At 55.3% G+C, this 19,801-nt stretch carries 21 protein-coding genes; 10 read left to right on the forward strand and 11 right to left on the reverse strand.

What is annotated here, in order from left to right; all coding sequences use genetic code 11:
* Positions 1–185: 185 nt before the first annotated feature.
* A complete protein-coding gene (gene gcvA, locus SLH49_RS20995; RefSeq protein WP_320271104.1) occupies positions 186–1,100 on the reverse strand; it encodes a transcriptional regulator GcvA in 915 nt (304 codons plus the stop codon).
* Positions 1,101–1,222: 122 nt separating this feature from the next.
* Here gcvA and SLH49_RS21000 point away from each other — a divergent pair, with 122 nt between their 5' ends.
* Positions 1,223–1,999 (forward strand): DMT family transporter, encoded by a 777-nt coding sequence (locus tag SLH49_RS21000; protein ID WP_320271105.1) that lies wholly within the window; start codon positions 1,223–1,225, stop codon positions 1,997–1,999.
* Positions 2,000–2,140: 141 nt separating this feature from the next.
* Here the strand turns inward: SLH49_RS21000 and SLH49_RS21005 are convergent, their stop codons facing one another.
* Positions 2,141–3,424, reverse strand: a complete 1,284-nt coding sequence (locus SLH49_RS21005) for an MFS transporter (RefSeq protein ID WP_320271106.1) — start codon at positions 3,422–3,424, stop codon at positions 2,141–2,143.
* Between the two features lie 85 nt (positions 3,425–3,509).
* On the opposite strand from SLH49_RS21005, the gene soxR reads away from it, so the two are divergent.
* Positions 3,510–3,968 carry a redox-sensitive transcriptional activator SoxR gene (gene soxR / locus SLH49_RS21010; protein ID WP_320271107.1) on the forward strand — a complete coding sequence of 153 codons (459 nt, stop codon included), beginning with the start codon at positions 3,510–3,512 and terminating at the stop codon, positions 3,966–3,968.
* 38 nt (positions 3,969–4,006) lie between these two features.
* On the opposite strand, the gene SLH49_RS21015 is transcribed toward soxR, so the two are convergent.
* Positions 4,007–4,918, reverse strand: a complete 912-nt coding sequence (locus SLH49_RS21015; protein WP_320271124.1) for a LysR substrate-binding domain-containing protein — start codon at positions 4,916–4,918, stop codon at positions 4,007–4,009.
* Between the two features lie 98 nt (positions 4,919–5,016).
* Between SLH49_RS21015 and SLH49_RS21020 the strand changes: the two genes are divergently transcribed.
* Together SLH49_RS21020 and SLH49_RS21025 are read left to right on the forward strand one after the other, a co-directional pair.
* Positions 5,017–6,063 carry a glutathione S-transferase C-terminal domain-containing protein gene (locus tag SLH49_RS21020; protein WP_320271108.1) on the forward strand — a complete coding sequence of 349 codons (1,047 nt, stop codon included), beginning with the start codon at positions 5,017–5,019 and terminating at the stop codon, positions 6,061–6,063.
* The gene (locus SLH49_RS21025) at positions 6,060–6,410 is read left to right on the forward strand and encodes a LysE family transporter (protein WP_320271109.1); all 351 of its coding nucleotides are present in this window, start codon (positions 6,060–6,062) and stop codon (positions 6,408–6,410) included. The genes SLH49_RS21020 and SLH49_RS21025 overlap by 4 nt, the downstream gene beginning before the upstream one ends.
* A gap of 421 nt (positions 6,411–6,831) precedes the next feature.
* On the opposite strand, the gene SLH49_RS21030 is transcribed toward SLH49_RS21025, so the two are convergent.
* Together SLH49_RS21030 and SLH49_RS21035 are read right to left on the reverse strand one after the other, a co-directional pair.
* A complete protein-coding gene (locus SLH49_RS21030) occupies positions 6,832–7,542 on the reverse strand; it encodes a glutathione S-transferase family protein (RefSeq protein WP_320271110.1) in 711 nt (236 codons plus the stop codon).
* Positions 7,543–7,595: 53 nt separating this feature from the next.
* Complete coding sequence (locus SLH49_RS21035; protein WP_320271111.1) at positions 7,596–8,474, reverse strand: LysR family transcriptional regulator; 879 nt, start codon at positions 8,472–8,474, stop codon at positions 7,596–7,598.
* A gap of 82 nt (positions 8,475–8,556) precedes the next feature.
* Here SLH49_RS21035 and SLH49_RS21040 point away from each other — a divergent pair, with 82 nt between their 5' ends.
* Complete coding sequence (locus SLH49_RS21040) at positions 8,557–9,477, forward strand: DMT family transporter (RefSeq protein ID WP_320271112.1); 921 nt, start codon at positions 8,557–8,559, stop codon at positions 9,475–9,477.
* A gap of 421 nt (positions 9,478–9,898) precedes the next feature.
* On the opposite strand, the gene SLH49_RS21045 is transcribed toward SLH49_RS21040, so the two are convergent.
* Together SLH49_RS21045 and SLH49_RS21050 are read right to left on the reverse strand one after the other, a co-directional pair.
* Positions 9,899–10,831 (reverse strand): hypothetical protein, encoded by a 933-nt coding sequence (locus SLH49_RS21045; RefSeq protein WP_320271113.1) that lies wholly within the window; start codon positions 10,829–10,831, stop codon positions 9,899–9,901.
* Positions 10,828–11,445 (reverse strand): DJ-1/PfpI family protein, encoded by a 618-nt coding sequence (locus tag SLH49_RS21050; RefSeq protein WP_320271114.1) that lies wholly within the window; start codon positions 11,443–11,445, stop codon positions 10,828–10,830. Before SLH49_RS21050 ends, SLH49_RS21045 begins: the two co-directional genes overlap by 4 nt.
* Positions 11,446–11,510: 65 nt before the next feature.
* Between SLH49_RS21050 and SLH49_RS21055 the strand changes: the two genes are divergently transcribed.
* The 3 genes from SLH49_RS21055 to SLH49_RS21065 all read left to right on the forward strand — a co-directional run bounded on the left by SLH49_RS21055 (position 11,511) and on the right by SLH49_RS21065 (position 14,776).
* Positions 11,511–12,518 carry a GlxA family transcriptional regulator gene (locus tag SLH49_RS21055; protein WP_320271115.1) on the forward strand — a complete coding sequence of 336 codons (1,008 nt, stop codon included), beginning with the start codon at positions 11,511–11,513 and terminating at the stop codon, positions 12,516–12,518.
* 415 nt (positions 12,519–12,933) lie between these two features.
* Positions 12,934–13,473 carry a GNAT family N-acetyltransferase gene (locus SLH49_RS21060; RefSeq protein ID WP_320271116.1) on the forward strand — a complete coding sequence of 180 codons (540 nt, stop codon included), beginning with the start codon at positions 12,934–12,936 and terminating at the stop codon, positions 13,471–13,473.
* Positions 13,474–13,615: 142 nt separating this feature from the next.
* Positions 13,616–14,776: an amidohydrolase gene (locus tag SLH49_RS21065; protein ID WP_320271117.1), complete on the forward strand. Its 1,161-nt coding sequence runs from the start codon at positions 13,616–13,618 to the stop codon at positions 14,774–14,776.
* A 368-nt stretch (positions 14,777–15,144) separates the two neighbouring features.
* Here SLH49_RS21065 and SLH49_RS21070 read toward each other — a convergent pair whose 3' ends face one another.
* Both SLH49_RS21070 and SLH49_RS21075 read right to left on the reverse strand, forming a co-directional pair.
* On the reverse strand, positions 15,145–15,960 hold the full coding sequence (locus tag SLH49_RS21070; RefSeq protein WP_320271118.1) for a hypothetical protein: 816 nt from the start codon (positions 15,958–15,960) through the stop codon (positions 15,145–15,147).
* Positions 15,947–16,414: an ABA4-like family protein gene (locus SLH49_RS21075; protein ID WP_320271119.1), complete on the reverse strand. Its 468-nt coding sequence runs from the start codon at positions 16,412–16,414 to the stop codon at positions 15,947–15,949. Before SLH49_RS21075 ends, SLH49_RS21070 begins: the two co-directional genes overlap by 14 nt.
* Before the next feature lie 36 nt (positions 16,415–16,450).
* Here SLH49_RS21075 and SLH49_RS21080 point away from each other — a divergent pair, with 36 nt between their 5' ends.
* Entirely contained in the window at positions 16,451–17,167 is a 717-nt protein-coding gene (locus SLH49_RS21080) for a TetR/AcrR family transcriptional regulator (protein ID WP_320271120.1), read from the forward strand.
* A 193-nt stretch (positions 17,168–17,360) separates the two neighbouring features.
* On the opposite strand, the gene SLH49_RS21085 is transcribed toward SLH49_RS21080, so the two are convergent.
* Entirely contained in the window at positions 17,361–18,242 is an 882-nt protein-coding gene (locus SLH49_RS21085) for an SDR family oxidoreductase (RefSeq protein WP_320271121.1), read from the reverse strand.
* A gap of 83 nt (positions 18,243–18,325) precedes the next feature.
* Between SLH49_RS21085 and SLH49_RS21090 the strand changes: the two genes are divergently transcribed.
* The gene (locus SLH49_RS21090; protein WP_320271122.1) at positions 18,326–19,255 is read left to right on the forward strand and encodes a LysR family transcriptional regulator; all 930 of its coding nucleotides are present in this window, start codon (positions 18,326–18,328) and stop codon (positions 19,253–19,255) included.
* 380 nt (positions 19,256–19,635) lie between these two features.
* On the opposite strand, the gene SLH49_RS21095 is transcribed toward SLH49_RS21090, so the two are convergent.
* Positions 19,636–19,801, reverse strand: a 166-nt coding sequence (locus SLH49_RS21095; protein ID WP_320271125.1) for an antibiotic biosynthesis monooxygenase family protein, incomplete at its 5' end; no start/stop codon positions are given.

Below are 19,801 nucleotides of genomic sequence, written 5' to 3' on the forward strand. Positions count from 1 at the left end.
TTTGCCCTGTACTCAGGTAATCCCGATGGTCTCGCGCACGACGACACCTGAAAAAACGGAGACTTCTGCCAGTGGTCAGTGAGCCTTGACTGATAGCAAAGGTTATCCCTCAGCTGGTCTTCTCCAACTGCCGCGGTAGTCCGCTATGTTGATTAAATGCAGGACAACCATGGCCAAAGTAACACTCAAAGCTCGAGGCTCGCTTCACCCAACACCCATGTTCGAAACGCGTTGATCTTGGGCTGATCTAATCGATCCTTTGGCGCCAGAAAAAAATATGCAAAGACCAGCGGCGTACTTAAATCCTTATTAAATGGGCGGACCAGCCGCCCGGAGGCCAAATGGTTTGCGGCCATGCGGTCTCCGATCAAAGCGACCCCTTCGCCATCCAGCGCGGCTCGCACTGCCATTTCCTCTTTGGTGAACCTGGGACCCATGAACGGATCGACATCATGCACTCCAGCTGCGAGCAGCCACGTGCGCCAGCTGCCTTCGGTTTCCTTCCAATCGACGTGGAGCAAAGTGTGCGACGCGAGGTCCTGTGGGCTTTTCAAACCAGATCCCCGATCTCGCGTCTCCGGGCTGCACACCGGCGTGGCGCGCATCGCAAACAAGCGATCAATGTGCACATCAGAATAGCCTCCGGGACCGTATCGGATCGCAACATCCGCGTCTCCGCTCGCGACATCGATCAACCTGTCCGTGCCATCGATGCGGATCTCAATATCGGGATACTGCTGGCGAAACCGGTCCAATCGCGGCACCAACCAAAGAGATCCGAACCCCGGGCTGACACTCACAGTCAGCAGGTCGTCGTCCCAACGGGGCTTCATCTGTAATGCTGCCTTGGAAAGGAGATCAAACCCCTCGGTGAGTGTTTGGGCTGATGCTTCACCCGCCTCCGTCAGACGCAGAGCTCGCGTGAGCCGATGGAACAGAGGAGCCCCCAGCCAGTCTTCCAGCGTTTTGATCTGATGGCTGATCGCACCCGGCGTCACGTTCAGCTCCTTTGCTGCTTTGGCAAAGCTTAGGTGGCGGGCAGCGGCTTCGAAGGCTTGCAAGCTGCGCAACGGTGGCAGGGGGCGACGTGTCATATACATTAGAAAATCTCACCTATTCAGTGAAATCAATTCCTTTGTCGCACGGTCTTTCGTTTCCTAGAGAATGGCTTATCGCGCGGAATCAATTTGCACACCTGAGCTTTGACGAAGGAATTTGAGGCATGGCAACACGCAGCACAGCGTTCACATCACCATATGCCGTGGGCGTTGCGCTGTTGCTGGTGTCGGCAATCGCATTCAGTTCCACTGGTGTTTTTGCCAAAGGCGTCGAGGCTGGCGCATGGGCAGTCATCTTCTGGCGCGGCGTTTTTGCGGCAACCTCCACGACGCTTTGGGCAGCATCTCGAGGTGGGCTGCGCCGCGAGTTTTTCGGGATGGGCCGCGCCGGGCTCGCCGTCGGCATCGTCGGTGCGATGGGCACCGCTGCCCTTATCCCAGCTTTCAAGCTGACGACGGTCGCCAATGTCGCCTTGATCTATGCCGCAGCTCCGTTTCTAGCGGCCTTCATGGCCTGGGTGGCGATTGGCGAGCGGGTGTCCAAGCTCACGGCTTTTGGCGCAGGCGGCGCGCTCCTCGGCGTCGGCATCATCGTGTCGGGCTCCATCGGCCAAGTGAACCTGATGGGGGATGCTCTTGCTCTGGCCATGACGCTGGCCATGTCGATCATAATGGTCATTTACCGAGTACGCCTTGAAACACCGAGCGCTGGCCCGTCCGTTCTGCAATCGGTGCTTCTCTTTCCCTTTGCTATATCACTTGGCGCGCCGTTCTGCATCGCACCGGTAGAAATGGCAATTTTGGCTGGATTTGGGGTGTTTCACGCGATTGCATCGGTCACCTTGGCCGAAGGCGCAAAGCGCGTACCCGCGGGCCAGACCGCGCTCATCGGCGCGCTAGAAACGCCGCTGGCGCCGGTCCTTGCTCTGCTCATTCTGTGAGAGATGCCATCGCAAACGACGCTGATTGGCGGCGGGATTGTCCTTCTCGCCGTCTTGCTCTCGCTGCGCCAGAAACCTTTAGAGTAACATGTCGTAGTACGGACCTCACCTAGGCACTGAGATGTGACCACGGTGTCATGTCTACTGAAATCCGCGCCCAATGGGACGCCACGTGATCACAGACAGAACAAGAATGCCAAAAGCCGCGACGATAAACGGCACAATGAGGGCTGTGCTCCGGTCTAAACTGTTTTCTGCGATGTTGACCATGGCGCCGGAAGCCAAGAGGCCTAGGGGCATCGTGCCCCAAGCGAACAGGCGATACACACTGTTCACGCGCCCGCGTATCCCATCGGGGACCACGCGTTGGCGATAAGACACCGAGACCGCATCCCAGATCACACCGCTGAGCGAGAAAACGAACATCGCGGCGGCCACGGTTGCGGGCCCAGGTGCGACGGCAAACAGCAAAAAAACGGGCGCTGTGGTTGCGCCCATCCAGCGCGCCGCATTGCCTTTCGAGACAACCTTCAGGAGGGGCGCCACCAGGACGCCCCCGCAAACGCCACCGACCGCGCCAAAGGCTAAAATCAGACCATAAGTTGTCGCGCCAGATGCCAGATTTTCCTGCACATGAAGAACCAAGGCAATGAGCGCCATTTCCGCAAAGAAATTCCAAATACCCGTGACAAACACCAACAGGCGCAACATGGGATGGGCCCAAACGAAACGAGCACATTCGATCAACTCGGCGCGCCAGCCCGCACCCCTTGTTCTGCGATATGCTGGTGCGAACGTGCCAGGCAATGACGCGGCCAAGATCGCGGCGCAAAGCAGAGCCAATGCAATTGCTAGGAAAGGTGCGGGCAAGAAAAGAGCGATCAGGAATGCCCCAACCGCCGGACCCGCCATTTCGTTGCCAACCGTTTCAATGCTGCCCAGGATGCCATTTGCCCGCTCAAGGTCTTTGGGCGGAACGATGGCGGGCAACAACGACTGGCCCGTGTTGTCGCGTACAACCTCTGCGCACCCGATCAACAGCCCCGCGCAAATGAGCATGATGTACAAGGCGCCATCCCCGAAGCCCTGCGCAGGCGGCTCAGACAACGGCATGCTGAAAAGAACGGCACATGCAATCGCGCCGTAGGCCGCCGCCCGAATAGCATCGCACAGCACGATGAGACGTCTGCGGTCCACGCGGTCCGCCAGAACGCCAGCAGGGATTGAGAACACAATCCACGGCACGCGGAGCACGGCGGGCAAAAACGCGATCCAAAACGGATCCCGGGTAAGAAGCGATGCGGTCCATGCCCAGGCAACCACCGCAATCCCGTCTCCAAGATTAGCCAAGCCGACGGATGCGCCAAAGCGGGCAAACCCCCCACGTTGTGGCTCGGGGACTGCGACGTCTTTTGTTTCATGCATACGCGAACCCTTACCTACGACTGGCATGTTGCCTTGCTAGGGCCTCAACTTAAGTTGAGGTCAAGGGAAATTTTGGAGGGTTCAGATGGCTGAATTGACTGTCGGCGAAGTTGCCAAACGAACCGGCGTTTCCATATCTGCGCTGCACTTTTATGAACGCAGAGGCCTCATTCGCTCAGAACGCACGTCCTCGAACCACCGCGTCTATCCTCGCAACGTCATTCGGCGCGTGACGGTCATCCAGATTGCGCAGAGGGCGGGATTGTCATTGGCTGAAATTGCCAGCGCTCTTGACCCTCTTCCGAATGATCGCGCGATTTCAGTAGGGGATTGGGCGCGGGTCTCGACCCGCTGGCGCGATGACCTCTCGGCCCGGATAGCATTGTTGACGAGCCTTAGAGATGATCTGACCGGCTGTATCGGGTGCGGATGCCTCAGCGTCGATGAATGCCCGTTGGCCAATGCAGACGATAAGCTCTCAAAACTCGGGTCTGGCCCGCATCTCTTGGGTCATACAGCCGGCCAGCGCAGAGACCAAAAGTAGGTCTGAAGTCATGCATGATCGGGTTCTACCGCTGGGAACTAGGCGAGGTCCTCGCGAATTGCTTCATCCAGCAACCAGTTCCAGACGCTGCGAACTGCATGTCCAGCCGCTCTATCCGAACGTCCTATGAGGTGGTACGCGTCCGACAAACGGACAGATTGTTCAGACAACCGAACCAAGGCCCCGCTCGCAAGACTGTCTTTCGCGAGTCGCAACCGGGCAAGCGCGACGCCTTGACCTTGTTGGGCCGCCCGAAGCAAAAGGTCAGAAGACGCAAATCGCGGCCCGTGCGCCAAATCCAACCCGTTCGGACCGAAGGTTTTTGTCCAAAGTGACCACCCTCCTTGCGGATCGCGATCGTGCAGCAGTGGCAAGTCTTGCAACAATTGATCAACCGATGCGCGCCCGCCTCGAGCCGCTTGGGCGCGCGACTTCAGACGCGGGCTCGCAACAGGTGTCAGCGCGTCGTCCATGAGAGGCTGCGACTTGCCGTCGGACTGTGGCGCGCCCATGCGGATGGCAAGGTCACTGCCTTCCTCCTCGGGACCGCGCACACGTTGATCCGCCAAGACAGACACTTCAATGCGCGGGTGTGCTTCTGACAACATGGGCAGCCGCGGTAACAGCCATAATGCAGCGACAGAGGGCGCTGCAGAAATTACAACAGAATTGGCAGAGCGTCTTTCACGGGCCGCTTCCCATGCTTGATCGAGCTTCGTAAAACTCTCTGCAGCTTCGCGCCCAAGCCGTTCGCCTAGAGACGTGAAGGTGATCCCACGACCGGGCGTCTCTTTTTCCAGGATCGGGGCATTAATAAGGGCCTCAAGTTCGGACAGATGACGGGACACCGAAGAATGGGCGACGTTTAGCATACGGCCCGCTGGGCGTATCCCACCCGAAAGATAGACCGCAGCCAGCGCCCGTAGCGCGTTTGTTGGGATGTTCTGCATGGTCACTAAATTAGACCGTTTTTGTGCAATTTGAGAACATACTACTTTGGGTCGCTTCCCTAAAATCGTCACGAATGGATTAGAATTGGAGCCATGCGATGGGAATGCTGGTCGATGGGCACTGGAGCACGGAAGATCGCACAATCAAGGATGGCGCCTATGTGCGACCAAAGGCACCCTTCGCCGAAGCGGTTCCAGACCATGTGATCAAGGGGATCGCAGATGAACCTGGCAGATATCATCTGATTGCGTCTTTTTCCTGCCCCTGGTCACATCGGCTGACACTCGTGCGCGCAATCAAAGGGTTGAACGATCTTTTGCCCGTGCACATCGCTACCGGACCGCGGACGCAAGGCTACAGGATGGGAAGCGAGACCGACCCGTGGCGAGTGCCTGGCACGGATGTACGGATCGAGCATCTGCATGAACTCTACACGCAGACCGATCAATGCATCACAGCCCGTGCTACGGTTCCGGTTCTTTGGGACGCGGTCGAGAAGACGATCGTATCGAACGAATCCGCACGGGTATTGCCTGCTTTGGACTTGGTCGAGATAGACCAAGATTTTGAAGCCTACTGGACCCTGGCACCTACTCATTTGCTCGATGACATGCGCGCCCTTTCCGAACGGGTCCAAACACAGCTCTCCAACGCTGTCTATCGCGCGGGCAAAGCGCGGCGGCAGGATATCTATGAGGCTGCGGTTCAGGATGTTTTTGCCACGCTCGACGCGCTTGAAGACCGCCTTTCTAAGTCAAGATACCTGCACGGGCTCGCTCTCACTGAGACCGATCTGCGGCTCTGGCCAACGCTGGCACGCTTTGACCAGGTCTACGTCGGTCACTTCAAATGCACGCGCAAACGGCTGGTAGACTACCCAAACCTGTGGGGCTATGCGCGCGACATCTACAGCCTGCCCGGTGTAGCTGAGACGTTTGAACCCACCGCGATCCGTCACGCCTATTACAACGAAGATCTGGAGATAAACCCCTCCGGCGTAATCGCGGTGGCACCCGATCTGGATTGGCATCTGCCCCATGATCGGTGGCGTCTCGGTGCCAGACAGGTTTGGATGAGAGACGGGCAATGCCGTCCAGCAGAAGTAGAAAGTAGCAAGCTGCAAGGGGGCGCGCCGAGACAATGATGGCCTCGATTGCTCTCATACTTTTTGCTGCGGCAATCACCCCTGGTCCCAACAATATCGTCGTTATGGAAGTCGCGCGCCGCAGCCCTTATGCGGTCGGTGCGCCCATCGCTGGCATCGTCTTGGGAACTCTCATTCTAATTCTTGGTCTGCGCTTTGGCCTTGATCTCGCTCTTTCAGCGCATCCGAAAGCGGAAGGGGTCATGCGGGTCGCGGCAGCCTGCGTGCTTGGCTACCTTGCGATACGCACTTTGGTTGGAGGCTGGTCAAGTGCTTCAACCACCGCCGCGAATACTCCTCCGCAGCACGCTCTTTTTTTTTTACGATGTTTTCATTCCAAATCGTGAATCCCAAGACCTGGGTGTTGGCGAGCGCAGTTTCAGCGACGCATGCATCACAAAGTCAGGTATCACTTCTGCCTCTCGTTTTGCTGGCGACCTTTGTTCCAGCGGCTTGTCTGATTGTTTGGGCCACGATTGGTCTAGTGCTTGGTAGTTTTTTTCAGAAACCGGTCATGCAAAAAGCTGTCTCAGTAGTATTTTCAATTGCACTCTCGACTTTTGCTGCAATCCTAGCCCTTAGCGATTGACTTGTACCTTACTGTGCTGAGGGCTGCGATCGGTCCGTGCGCGAGCACCGAGCCTAGACCGCTAACAGCATCGCCGTCGGCAAGATACTGCCCACTAGATGATTAACATTCTTCGAGACTCGGATTAGTCACGTTCAGCTCCCCTATTATCCTATCGACACAACGGCCTAGGCTTTCACTCACCCTGCATTGTCTGTCGTATGGACTGAGCGAACTGGGGCAAGAAAGTAGGCAGATACTGGCGTTTCCTCAGCCGCAAACGCGCTAATCACACTTTGGCGTGTTTCTAGGCGGCTCAACAGGCCTTTCAAGTGAGGGTGTCCACCAACTGCATCCGGCTCAAGTGGTGCGTGGCGCGGGGCGATTTGCGTCCACCTCGCGCACCCACCCAAGTAAAAGTCACAGACACTGAGCGTATCGCCGAGGAGCCATGGACCGCCATGCGCGGCCAGAGTGTCTTCGATCATCTCGAAGTGTTGTCGCATCCGGGCATGTACGTTGGGCCGCGCTTTCTCAGCTAGGTCCGCACCAACGTACCGCTCCGTGTAGTACTGCATTTGTGCATCGGCATGCAGTGTGTTGGACAGGAAGAAGAGCCACTGCAGGTAAATCGCACGTTGTTTTGCATTCTCCAGGACAGGGGCGAGACGGCCAGTTTGCTCTACCAGGTAATGCAGAATCGCACCGGTTTCAGCCAAAGACGCGCCTGTTGTTTCGTCATAGAGTACAGGCACCATGCCGCGCGGGTTGATCCGCAAAAAAGGTGGGTCTCGATGTGCACCAGCGCTCATATCGATGACCTCGTCACGATAAGTGGCGCCCAACTCTTCGAGAACCATGCGCACCACATGGCTTGCACAGTCAGGGTAGGAATGCAGAACGAAGGTCATGTTTTGGTTCCTTATGCGCGCGCCTGTGTGGAGATTAGTGATGGTTTCGCGTATCAAATCAGAGCCTGCCATTGAGCGAAGGCTTTGGCTTCGGCGAACAACCAATTCGTGAATTTGATTGCGGGAACCGCGGGCGTTTTGCGCGTCATTAGAAAGTAATCTTGGCTGTCGAGCCGTGGCCCTGAAACGGGCACAAGCGCACCTGAACGCAGTTCGCCTTCCGCGATGACATCGTCGGCCACACATACGCCCAAGCCCAATCGAGCGGCCTCCACGGGGATATCACATCGCGTGACGGTCAGGGACCGCGCGTGCTCGGGATAGTCCATACCTGCTTCCTCGTAGACTAACCGCCACCAGTGTTCATCCGCCTCATGAATAAACCCGCACTCCGCCACCTCCTTTAGGTCTACGACGCCCAAATCGGGGGCCGCGACGAGGATTGTCTTGGGCGAGACCAACCGCGTGCGTTTGTACCCACTGTAATCGGCAAATCCCCAAACGATTGCGAGGTCCGAACTCGCAGGGATCACACGCAGTGGATCGTCATGGGTGCGCATGTTGAGCGCGATGTTCAAATCCAAGAAGGACGGCTTTTTGAAGCGCGGCAAAAGCCATTGCCGGAGGAACGTCGCTTCCACGTCCAACGTGAGTTTGGGGCGTTCCGTGATGGCTTCAACTGTGTCCACTGCAAGATGGCGAAAGGCCTCCGCCGTCTTCTGCGCGTACAGGGTTCCTGCCTGGGTCAGAGAAACCGATCGATGCGCGCGATAAAAGAGTGCGGTTCCGAGTTCTTCTTCTAGCCGCCGAACAGACCGACTGACAGCAGCGGGGGTCACACCCAGCTCTGTGGCTGCATCGACAAAGCTTTCGAGCCGGGACGCAGCTTCGAATACGCGCACAGAGGAGAGGTTGGGTGTCTTCACAGACATTACTCAAAGTTACTCAAAAAGTACCCTTTGTCATTTGAAAAACCTGAGTCAACAGGTTTTGCTGTCCTCCAAAGGAGCCAACATGCCCATCCCACATCTCTATTTCGTCGTCTCGGCCTTTCTGCTTGGTCTTGGCGCGGTCCTATCGAAGCTTATTCTTTCCTTTGGCGTAGACGGCGGCACCTCTCCTGCGCCACTTGTTGTCCTTTGTCTGCAAGTTCTTGGTGGTGTTGGTTTTCTCTTTGTGGCGCGCCTCATGGGCGGCATCAAAACCGAGGGCCTAGCCCAACTCAAACTCACAGCTTTAGCAGGCCTTGTTCTTGGCGTTGGATCCATAGGAACTATTCTCGCAATTGCGCTGATCACGGCGAGCGAGGCGTCGTTGGTTTTTGCCACCCAACCGATCCTCGTTCTGCTTTTTGCCTGGCTTCTTTTAGATGAACGCGTTGGTTGGCCTGTGGTTTTGTTGTGTCTGCTTGCCGTCTTTGGTGTTGCCTTAATCGTTGTCAACGGCCACACAACCGCCACTTCGGGACGCCTGGTGGGCCTGACCTGTGCTATTCTCTCAATCGCCTGCGCAGCACTCTATACGGTTTGGATGCGCAAGCTGAGCACCGACACGGACCTTTTAACAGCACTGCTTATCGTTCAAGTCGTATCATTGTGTGTGGCTTTTGTTTCACTGATGACGGCACATCTCTTCTTTCGAGCCCCCATGTCTGCCGGCGGTCTCAATGTGGCCGTTATGACCCTTGGCAGCGGAGCCGCGTACTATGGCGCGGCATACTACCTTTATGTGCTCGGTCTGAAATCAACGCCTGCGTCGACGGCTGGCATTTATCTTTGCCTCGTGCCAGTCTTCGCACTGGGTCTCGCTTTTGTCCTTCTCGGTGAAACACTATTGCCGTTGCAATGGGCAGGGGCGTTCATAGTTATTGCTACTGTAAGTGCTGTTTTCGTGCTCTCGAACCAAAAAGCTGTAAACACACAGGCTACCGAGTGACAGGTGCCATAACAGGTCATTTAGATCACGGTGTCTACGGTGCGGATCGCTCATCGAAATCCTGATCGTGGATTGCGGCATCTGGCGCTTGGTCATCGAGGGACCGACGGTACCGGATGCATCCCCGCATGAATTTGTCCCAAGGTGGTACTTCAATCTCCGCTTTAGTAGCTTCCGGAAGCAAGGCCCACATCTCGGGTTGATACCAACACAAATCATGACCCGTGGCATCACGATGCACTCGGATCGCAGTTCTCAACCGCTTCACTTCACTAATGAGCGCTCCGCGCTCAAGGTGCTCCAGATCATCATCCATGTGCATGAAGGTAGCAAAAAATGGGATTTCTCATCACGACTTTGGTCGCACCTCAAGATGGCGGTTAGACGCATCATGCCAACTCGACTTTCATGTCGCTGCGCGTCAAAACTCGGCTAATCCAACTCTATGCCTGGCCTTCCGGAAGTCACGGAAAACCTCACTGTGCCCCAGTTTGATATCGGCGGCAGGGTTACGCCTGAGATCAACTAGCCTTTCACAGTCATTTGCAATCTCACTCATGATCTTTGTCATATTTTGCTCCGGACAACAAAACGCCGCCGACTTAGCGGTCCTCGTGCATTGTTCGATCAACTGCGTTTCGAGCGTGACGCGATCGGTGCGATGGCTCGCTTTCGTGATGCCAACGGGAACCCCATTGGCATGCGAGATTGATCCACTCATAGGAGCTAGTTCGGTCAGATACATCATAGTGGCACCGCTTATGCGCCAGCTCGTGTTTGCTGCTGCGGGATCGTTTTCATGCCAATAACAGAACGCATCCAACATCGTTTGATCCATCAATATCAGCAACTTGCGCACAAGCGCACGTACAGCCTTTTTGGTTCCTAGGTCGTGTTCTGGCTCCGTCGCGATACACGGCTGAGCGCTCAACCACTTCTGATAAGCTTGGCGAGGCGCGCGAACGCGATCGAGGAGTGCGCGACCTGATGCGCTTTGAACGGTGTCGGACTTCTTCAACGCTAAATTTATAGTATTTTCTGTGTTCTCTTCAGCAGCAAGTATCGATGCGATGCACGCACCTGGAAACACGTTATGCGGCAGGACAATCAATCTGGGGTCATTCACGACGAGCCAATCCATGATCTGCATGGCCGACACGAAGTCAGCATCATCGACCTCCTTTATCCGCATGGCCAGCGCCTCATGCCCGAGGCTGCGCAAGATCAGCATGTGAAAGAATTGCTGCGATACCGCAGTCAACAGAAGGGTCAACAGATCGGTAAAGTATTGGTTCTCCGAGTTCTCCTTTTGCGAGTGAATTGCGAGTTTTGGACCGTTCCTTGATTGGGTCATGACGCCAGTAGCCCAGCCTTTTCTGCAAACGGATCCCAAGCTGCATCGCGATGCCATTCGTATTCCGAACCTTCCGCCATCCACTCCGCCGCTTCAGTTCCAAACAAATGTTGCGCGATCGCCAACGACATATCCATACCTGCGGACACCCCCGACGATGTAAAGAATTTGTCATCCTCGACCCAACGCGCTTTCTTAACCCAAGTCACGTTCGGGCCAAGGTGGACGGTGTCGTTGAAGTCCTGCTTATTCGTGGTTGCGCGTTTCCCATCCAACACACCGGTCATCGCTAACAAGATGCTGCCGGTGCATAAGGTCAATACATAGTCGGCCTGTGTGCTCGTAGACTTGAGCCAGTCCATCGCCTCAGCGTTCTTTGGGACATCTAGTGCGCTATCTCCGCCTGGAATCAACAGTAAGTCGTACTCGGTTCCGTGGTGTATCGTTGCGTCCGGTAATATGCGTTGTCCATGTCGGGTGGGCACTGGCTCCATGGTCTCGGCGACCATCGTTAGCGCAATTTTGTCCCGAAAGCCGCCGAGCAATTCGATGGGTCCAAAGAGGTCAAGCGTTTGGATGCCGGGGAAAATGAAAACGGCAAGGTTCTTCATCATGTTGTTCTCTTTATCAATTCAATCAGACCTAGACTAACAAAGCTCTGGCTGGCAGGAATGCCAACATGGAGCTTTTTTCTGCCAACGATCAACCAACGGTGCCAAACCCGCGCGAAGTTGCATTTGTCGTCTTTCCAGGCTTGGCCCTGCTCGATCTAGCTGGGCCTCTACAAGTCCTGAGTTGGGCACGTTCTACAGAAGGCGAAGGGCTGGCATATCGCATCCGTATTCTGTCTGCGCCGGGCGGTGTCGTGCAGACAGACTCTTATCTAACTCTCGAAACTGAACCTCTGGCGCATTATTCCGACCATGCATTCGACACTCTGATCGTCGTCGGCGGCGACGGTGTTTACGTTGCGGCAAAAGACCATCAGTTCGTACACGCGATCAGAAGGCTAGCTGACCTGGCGCGGCGGGTTTGTTCGGTTTGTTCGGGTGCATACCTCCTGGCCTGCGCGGGCTGTTTGGAACGGAGGCGTGTTACGACACATTGGGAAGACGTGGAAATTCTCCAGCGGGATTTCCCCGAACTGCACATAGAAAGCGACCCAATCTACATCAAGGATGACGAGGTCTGGACGTCTGCTGGCGTCACGTCAGGAACCGATATGTCAATTGCTATCGTTGCCGAAGACCTCGGCCATGCGGCTGCACTTAGCCGAGCGCGAGCCCTTGTGACTTATATGGTGCGGCCGGGCGGGCAATCACAATTCAGCCCAGTTCTAGAGCGGCAGCGGCGCGACGAGGAGGGACGATTTAGCAAACTTCATGATTGGATTGGCAAGAACCTTCAACAGGATCTCACTATCGAAGCATTGGCGGCTCACGAGAACATGAGTCTGCGCAGTTTTTACAGAGCCTACCGAGAGACCTTAGGTGTCACGCCAGCAAAAGCAGTTGCCGCTATCCGGCTGGAGCGCGCGCGAGATATGTTAGAAACCACCACTTTGCGCATGAAGACCATTGCTTTCAAATGCGGGTTCAAAAATGAGGACCATATGCGCAAAACGTTCCTTAGGCAGATAGGGATTGTTCCCAGCGAGTACCGGGCGCGTTTTCAAATTTTGAACTGAAGGTGTAAGAATTGCCACATGGCATGAACTCTTACTCTGGCAGCTATAACTGTGTTGCCGAAGAGTTTTCTGATCGGATGAAGTTGCCTGCGCTGAACCTAATTGATCTCATCTCAATTCTGATGACGAAAAGAAGGGGAGTGCCAAAAAACCGGCATTTAGTGCCACTAGTTGCATAAACACAGGGTGTTGCGGTCACTGGCCCGCGCTGAACCGTTTTGTAGACCTTTGCTCACTTTCAAAACGTAGTTTCTGAGGTTACTCAATGGAATGCCTTTCGATTTGGATAACGTACATCACATGCCTCACTACTCATTGCGGGTGTGTAGCGTGCGTGGTCTAGTTTGAAAGTTCAACGAAATCCCCGCCGTTTGGAGCGGGGATGGCGCTCCTTCGGCAGGTAAAGGAGCGAAGAATGACAAAAAACGCCAAGGAAAAAGTAGCGACGTCGAAGGTTCAGACTGACGTACTTATCCGCGCAGTCGAACCAGAAGACGCTTCCAGTGTTGCCGCTCTGCTCAACTTGCCTGGCTATAGGTGGGGAACAATGCGCCTCCCATTTCAGAGCGTTGACTCTGTACGTCAACGAATGTCGAACAGCTCGTCGACCTTCGTTTGCATCGTAGCAGTCTTAAACGAGGAAGTCGTCGGCATGGCATCGATTTCTCGGTTTGATGGCCGGCGCGCACACGCAGGCGTAATTGGGATGGGAGTTCACGACAAGTATGTTGGCCTAGGGCTGGGAACGCGTTTGCTAACATTGATACTTGAAGTTGCTGACGATTGGTGGGCCCTGAGGCGCGTTGAGTTGTCCGTCAACGCGGACAACGAACGCGCAATCGGATTGTACGAAAAAATGGGGTTTATGCACGAAGGTGTTTTGAAAGACTATGCACTTCGGGGAGGCAGCTTTGTCGACGCAATCGGCATGGCAAGGTTAAGACACTCGACGTGAATGGTTGGCCGCTATTGGATGACTAAACGGGTAGCAGGAGTGACTGCGCAGGCTGGTGGCAGAAAATGTTCGAAGTCACTGTGCATTAGATTTTTTGCTCGCCCAAAAGGCTTTGCGCGCGTGACGAGACAGACGGGTGAACGTGGAAAACGCCGATAAAGAGCAGCTGAAGCAAATGATGGTCAAGTGGCGGCGTCACTTGCACCGGAATCCGGAGTTTGGCTTCGAGGAGTTCGAAACCGCAAGTTTTGTTGCCAGTCGTTTAAGAGAGTTTGGTTTTGAAGATGTTGTCACTGGCGTGGGTGGAACCGGTGTGATTGCCACATTGACGCGTGGCTTAGAAAAGCGAAGCGTTGCGCTGCGTGCAGACATGGATTGTCTTCGTATTCAAGAAACCACCGCACTGCCATACGCTTCATGCAAACCTGGCTTAATGCATGCATGTGGCCATGATGGACATACGGCAATTCTCCTCGGAGCAGCAGCCATTCTGGCCAATGAAGACACTTTCGATGGTACCGTACGGTTTGTCTTTCAACCAGCTGAGGAATGGGGTCAAGGGATGAAAGCAGTGATCCGCGATGGCCTGGGTACAAAGTTTCCCTTCGACGAGATTTACGGTTTGCATATCAAGCCTGGCCTGCCATTGGGTCACTTTTCAATCCGACCAGGGGAGTTCATGGCCGCCGAGGATAGCTTCCAGATCAGAGTGAAAGGGGTAGGGGGGCATGCTTCTACTCCACATTTGTGCAAGGATGCGCTTCTATGCGCAGCATCCATTGTTACTGAGCTTCAGACAGTCGTTGCTCGGGTGCTCGATCCAGCTGAGCTTGCTGTGTTGTCTGTCACGTCGATATGCGGAGACAACGTAAAGAATGCGATTTCGAGCAATGCCTTCATCGAAGGCGATTGCCGTCATTTCAGCACAGAGACGAGCAAGGCAGTCGAGGCTTCCGTGAGACAAATCGCACAAGGTGTTTCGTTTTCGCATGGATGCGAAACAGAAGTTAATTACGAGCGCATATTTGTTCCACTAATCAATGAGCAAAATGCAACCAAACATGCACTGTCAGCAGCGAGGGTTGTCTTCGGAGCGGAGAGTGTCACTGATAACGCCCCAAGAGAAGGTGGAGCTGAAGATTTTGCTCAAGCACTTAAGATTGCTCCGGGAGCATTTGCGAACATAGGCAACGGTGATAGCGTAGGATGTCACAGTTCAGGGTTTGACTTCAACGATGATGCCTTACTGCCTGGTGCATTGTGGTTTACAGAGTTGGTGCGCCAGCGATTGCCGATCAAATAGTCCGAGTTTACCCTTCCATCTCACTCGGTGCTTCACTCTCAAGGCCGACACGGACGCACAGATTTTGAAGGGAATGTCACGAGTATAATGCTGTGAATGCGTTGCCATTGCAGCTGATTGAATACAGGGAAGTTGCACCGCGGCTGACCCAGCAGCATCTCGTAGCATCTAGAACTTTGGACCAGGGCTACGCGGTCGCACGGGACGGCCATGATCGTACGTCTGCTATGCGGACTAAGTGAGCTTTCGCTGCGCATGCGCCAATGACCGCATTGTCGATCTTCAGTAAGTGCCTGTATGCTTCCTTAGCTTGTTTTGGATTGAAGGAGGGGGTTGCCGCGCCTCGACCGGCGCGGCGATGGGCACATTTAGGCAAGCGGGATCAGGGGAAAACCCATCAGGGCCTGAACAAAAACAGCGGCCGTTAAGGCAGAATATCCAATGGCTGCAAACCGGATGGTACGGACCGACCCTGTCTGGCCGCCGCGTGTCAGCCATAGGGCCAGCAGTGGAAGCGCCTGCATTGCATGGAGGGAGGCGAAATGCGCGGGCCGCAGATCTCCGGTGACGCCTGACCAGCCCACAAGCGGTAAGGTCGGCGCGCCTTCGGGGTGGACACCCACAAACCGACCAGTAGCGCCCAAATAGTTGGCGACAACCATGGTCAGAACGAAAGTCAGCAGAAAGCCAAGCCAGATCGCCTCACGCATCGCCGGGCTTAGATCCGCATCCTTGTCACTCTTCACGATCCAACCGATCGTCGCCGTGCCTGCCACTAAGGCAACGGCGCCGCCAAACATGACGACCGTGTACATAAACTCGTTGAACGGCATGTCGAAATTGAAGTGCGAGGCTTCTGCGCGCCCAGCTTGGTACATTATGTAGGTCATCTCGGCCAAGAAGGCGGCCGCCATCACCCATACAACGATTTGAAGAGCCCAGCCTTGCCGCGCTTGTTCTGACAGGCGGGTCTCGACGAAAGCTATCGTGGCAAAGAGGACCGCGAAGCTCAGCGAGAATTTGAGCGGCTTCATCCAGACCGCAACACCTTCGATGGTACGCGGGTCGACAAAGCTCCAAAGAACCGACAGGCCCGTCAGGACGATGGCGACCACAGTGAGTACAACGAATTGCGACGGGGCGTCCTCGCGAACGGCTGGCAATTGGGCATCAAGCAAAGACATTGGTCTCTCCTTTCAAAGAGATTGATTGCGTTGGAATTTTGCGAAGGCGCAGACCCAGCTCAGTTAGGCCCGCGATCAGGAAGCCAGGCGGCCCGAGCATGAAGGTCGCGCCCAGGATCGGTGCTTGAACAAGGCGGCTAACACCGACGCGGTCCATCCGCGCGGCGATCACCGCACCAACGAAAAGATCGAAGGCAAGGAAGTGGACCCAACCGGCCAGCAAGGCCCATTCGTTGGACATCAGGATCGCCACATTAGCGAGGCTGTCGAACCCACCGCCGATGCCAGAAAAGCGGCTGAACACAATGGCCGCATAAACAGCAGACAACAGCGCGGGAATGATCCACATTGGCACCGCGTTAAAGGCGGCAAACCTGCGCGGTCCAAGAATTAGTATGGCCCAGCCCACCATGACGGTGCTGCTGGCGAGGGAATTGATCTCTTCTGGGGTCATTGTATATCTCCAGTGTAAATTTCCATTGGTAATTTATTGAGTACACTGACTTGCAATGTCCAGATAAAAAATTTACATTGGAAATATAACGGATTTAAAATGCTGAAAAAGAACGATAAAAGATACCATCACGGTGACCTCAAATCAGCTTTGATCGAAGCTGGGCTGGCAGAGCTTGAGGAAAAAGGGCTTGCGGGCGTGTCCTTGCGTGGCATTGCGGCGAGAGTGGGCGTGAGCCACACCGCTCCCAAAAACCACTTCGATAGCTTGCGGGGTTTGCTCACGGCCATCGCGACCCAAGGGTTTGAGATCCAGACCGCAGAAATGCGTCGCGGTGTCGAGGATCAGCCGCCGGGACCGGCTCGATTGCGCGCGGCAAGCAATGGCTACGTCCGCTTTGCGCTCAACAACCCTGAGCTGTTCAAGCTGATGTTCTCGGGATCTTTGAAAGATGGAGAGGATCCGGATATCAAGCGCGCTGCCTGGGCGTCGTATGACGTGCTGCGCGACATTGCCCATGGTCTTGATTGGGATAAAGCTGATAACCCCGGGGGGCCCTGGCGGACTGAGTGGATGCTCTGGAGCATGGTTCACGGCTATGCAACCCTTTTGGTCGAAGGTGAAATTCGCCGGAATGAAGACGGATCTCTACTTTTCGACATGTCCGATTTGATGCCGGATTTCGGCTATCTGCCAGAGGCACTTAAGGAACGCCCCAAGCCATTCCAAGGCGAAGGTATGAACGACGGATAAGGTTACGGTATGCCGTAAATGCCTATTTGTATGGGCCAAGGCCTCTTCGCGTTGCCCTGATGATGTCCCAACGCTGCCAATTTGGTTGCAAGGGTATGGCCGACCATACCGGTCCCCAGAACTGCATATTTCAACTCTCGCTCCTGCAAACATCTGGCCCCGAACGCAGCAGTCTGCGGCCGGGGCTTGAGTATCATGCTGCTTTTTCAGCGGTCTTGAGCTTCAGCATGTCCTGCATGCCGAGATTGGTGAAGAGCCCCTCGGTGACCTGAGCGAGGTGATCGTTATACCCCTTAAGCGGCTCCGCCATGCCGATGCGGTCGACTTCTGTACGGAATGGCCGTGCCCCAGGTACAGTTCCAATCACGTCGACAACAGCATCTGCGACCAGTTGTGGGTTCTGCTGCGGATTGGCTGCGAGAAAGCCCTCGAAGCCTTCCAGCGACGCTTTGGGCGCGCCTGCCATGTCTCCGTAGCCACTATCGCGATCCCGCAACGTCGGTTGCATCAGGTTGTCGATGAATCGTGTCGGGAAACCGCCAGGCTCGACAATGGCAATGTCCACGCCAAACGCACTCAACTCGGCGCGATAATTCTCGCTTATCGCTTCCAACGCCCATTTGCTCGCGTTGTAGGGGCCATAGAACGGCAGCGCGACACGGCCCAGCAAGCTTGATATGTTGAGGATCAGGCCCTCGCCCCGTGCCCGCATATCCGGCAGAACAGCGCGGGTCATCCGCTGGACACCGAAGACGTTGATGTCGAACAGGCGGCGGAAATCATCCGCGGAGAAGTTCTCCTGCAACCCGTGTGCGCCGACGCCCGCATTATTGATGAGTGTGTCGACGGTTCCCATGATTTGGGTCGCTGCGGCGACGCCTGCTTCGACGGATGCATCATCGGTCACGTCAATCTCGACGACCTCGACCCCCAAGGCTTTGAACTCTTCGACGGCAGCCGCATTTCGGCCGGCGATATCGCGCATCGAGCCCACGACCCGGTGACCGGCTTTGACCAGATCGGTCACGATGAGTTTGCCGAACCCGCTGCTTGCTCCGGTAATCAGAATATTCATGACTGTGCTCCGTTAGCTGTGCCCAAAAGCTGTTGGGCTGTTTTGATGATCCAGAAATACGGCTTGCACCACGATCGGAACAGATGGATAAATTTGAACCCATGGTTCACGATATTAGAACGCTGGGTCTGCCCGCACTTCTAAGCTTCCACACTGTCGCAAAGCTCGGCGGCATAAGCGCGGCAGCGGACGAGTTGAGAATGGCGAAGTCAGGCGTCAGCCGTCACGTCTCGCAACTTGAGAGCCATTTTGGTGTCAGCCTCTTGGAGCGAGGGGCCCGGTCTGTGCGACTGACGCCGGTGGGCCGGAGGCTTGACGAACGCATCCGCTCAATCCTTGCGGAGATCGACTTGCTCCAAGACATCGCACACGAAGAAAGCGTTGGTGTCTCCGGTCAGGTGACCATTGCGGCGACACCAGAGTTCGGCGGACTGATAGCGACGGAACTTTTTCCGGTTCTACAAGAACGACATCCAAACCTGACTCTCGTGATGCGCCCGGACTACGCGTTTGAGGACATGCAAGACCCCGGGACCGACCTCGCATTCCGGGTTGGGACATTCAAGGATGACCGTCTAGTCGCGCTGGAATTAGGTGCTTTCTCTCGTTGGCTCGTCGCGACGCCGGCCACACACGCGCAATACGCGCCCAAATCGCCCGCTGATCTTGCGACCTTGCCGTGCCTGACTTTTCGAGGAGACCACCCTGGCGGGACGTGGCGGTTCGTCAAGGCTGGCACTGAAGAGACTGTAGATGTTTCCGGGCCGATTGCAGTCCGCAGTTTCGGTATTCTTTTACAGCTTGCGCAGGCCGGACAAGGGTTCGCCAATTTGCCGGACTTCATGGTGAGAAACGAAGTCCAAAAAAAAGCACTTGTTCGTTGTCTGAATGGCTATGACGCGCCTACTTACCCGGTCTTCCTTACTTTCCGACCTGGAGCGCGGAACGTCGCGCGTGTAGCTGCAGTGATCGAAACAGCCGAGGAAATCATACCAAGCATTTTGCGCACGTAGTTTGGGCTACATCGAAACAAGCTCCCAAGCCCAGACGTTATTTTTGTGATGTTGCGGCGATGGTCGGTGTTTACGCTTGGGCGACCTCGCGCATCTTTTCATAAGCTGTCATTCATTCTTCATGCAGCAATTGTCAAAAGTGGGCTCAACGCGGCCGTAAGCTGTGCTCGGGTCGAACGGCTGCTTAACTAAGCACAGCTCAGTTGACCGCAAATTAACATAAGATTGATTATGCGATTATAATCTCGCCCCTAACCTTCATGCAAAAACAATATGTTAGTGGTATCTCTTAGGAGTCCAATACGGTTTATTATGTAAAATTAGTATTGTCTTTCTGCACCAGCTACGCTCGCTCATGGCCCCGCATGAGCCGAGGGGTTTCACGTGATTGTTTGGATCACGTTGAAACCTTCGAATTGTGGGCTGCCTTGATGCAGCTTTGCCGTGTTCCCCGCGTCCTTATGCGCTGCGCGGAATGCGTCTGAGCGCGTCCAGGAACGGAAGGTATCTTCTGACGACCACACCGTGTGTGAGGCATAAAGACGC

The sequence above is a fragment of the Cognatiyoonia sp. IB215446 genome (assembly GCF_033963825.1).
Lineage (GTDB): Bacteria > Pseudomonadota > Alphaproteobacteria > Rhodobacterales > Rhodobacteraceae > Yoonia.

Coding starts and splice junctions, on each gene's coding strand:
- gcvA (WP_320271104.1), bottom strand. CDS start 1,100: ATGTATATGACACGTCGCCCCCTGCCACCGTTGCGCAGCTTGCAAGCC.
- SLH49_RS21000 (WP_320271105.1), top strand. CDS start 1,223: ATGGCAACACGCAGCACAGCGTTCACATCACCATATGCCGTGGGCGTT.
- SLH49_RS21005 (WP_320271106.1), bottom strand. CDS start 3,424: ATGCATGAAACAAAAGACGTCGCAGTCCCCGAGCCACAACGTGGGGGG.
- soxR (WP_320271107.1), top strand. CDS start 3,510: ATGGCTGAATTGACTGTCGGCGAAGTTGCCAAACGAACCGGCGTTTCC.
- SLH49_RS21015 (WP_320271124.1), bottom strand. CDS start 4,918: ATGCAGAACATCCCAACAAACGCGCTACGGGCGCTGGCTGCGGTCTAT.
- SLH49_RS21020 (WP_320271108.1), top strand. CDS start 5,017: ATGGGAATGCTGGTCGATGGGCACTGGAGCACGGAAGATCGCACAATC.
- SLH49_RS21025 (WP_320271109.1), top strand. CDS start 6,060: ATGATGGCCTCGATTGCTCTCATACTTTTTGCTGCGGCAATCACCCCT.
- SLH49_RS21030 (WP_320271110.1), bottom strand. CDS start 7,542: ATGACCTTCGTTCTGCATTCCTACCCTGACTGTGCAAGCCATGTGGTG.
- SLH49_RS21035 (WP_320271111.1), bottom strand. CDS start 8,474: ATGTCTGTGAAGACACCCAACCTCTCCTCTGTGCGCGTATTCGAAGCT.
- SLH49_RS21040 (WP_320271112.1), top strand. CDS start 8,557: ATGCCCATCCCACATCTCTATTTCGTCGTCTCGGCCTTTCTGCTTGGT.
- SLH49_RS21045 (WP_320271113.1), bottom strand. CDS start 10,831: ATGACCCAATCAAGGAACGGTCCAAAACTCGCAATTCACTCGCAAAAG.
- SLH49_RS21050 (WP_320271114.1), bottom strand. CDS start 11,445: ATGATGAAGAACCTTGCCGTTTTCATTTTCCCCGGCATCCAAACGCTT.
- SLH49_RS21055 (WP_320271115.1), top strand. CDS start 11,511: ATGGAGCTTTTTTCTGCCAACGATCAACCAACGGTGCCAAACCCGCGC.
- SLH49_RS21060 (WP_320271116.1), top strand. CDS start 12,934: ATGACAAAAAACGCCAAGGAAAAAGTAGCGACGTCGAAGGTTCAGACT.
- SLH49_RS21070 (WP_320271118.1), bottom strand. CDS start 15,960: ATGTCTTTGCTTGATGCCCAATTGCCAGCCGTTCGCGAGGACGCCCCG.
- SLH49_RS21075 (WP_320271119.1), bottom strand. CDS start 16,414: ATGACCCCAGAAGAGATCAATTCCCTCGCCAGCAGCACCGTCATGGTG.
- SLH49_RS21085 (WP_320271121.1), bottom strand. CDS start 18,242: ATGAATATTCTGATTACCGGAGCAAGCAGCGGGTTCGGCAAACTCATC.
- SLH49_RS21090 (WP_320271122.1), top strand. CDS start 18,326: ATGGATAAATTTGAACCCATGGTTCACGATATTAGAACGCTGGGTCTG.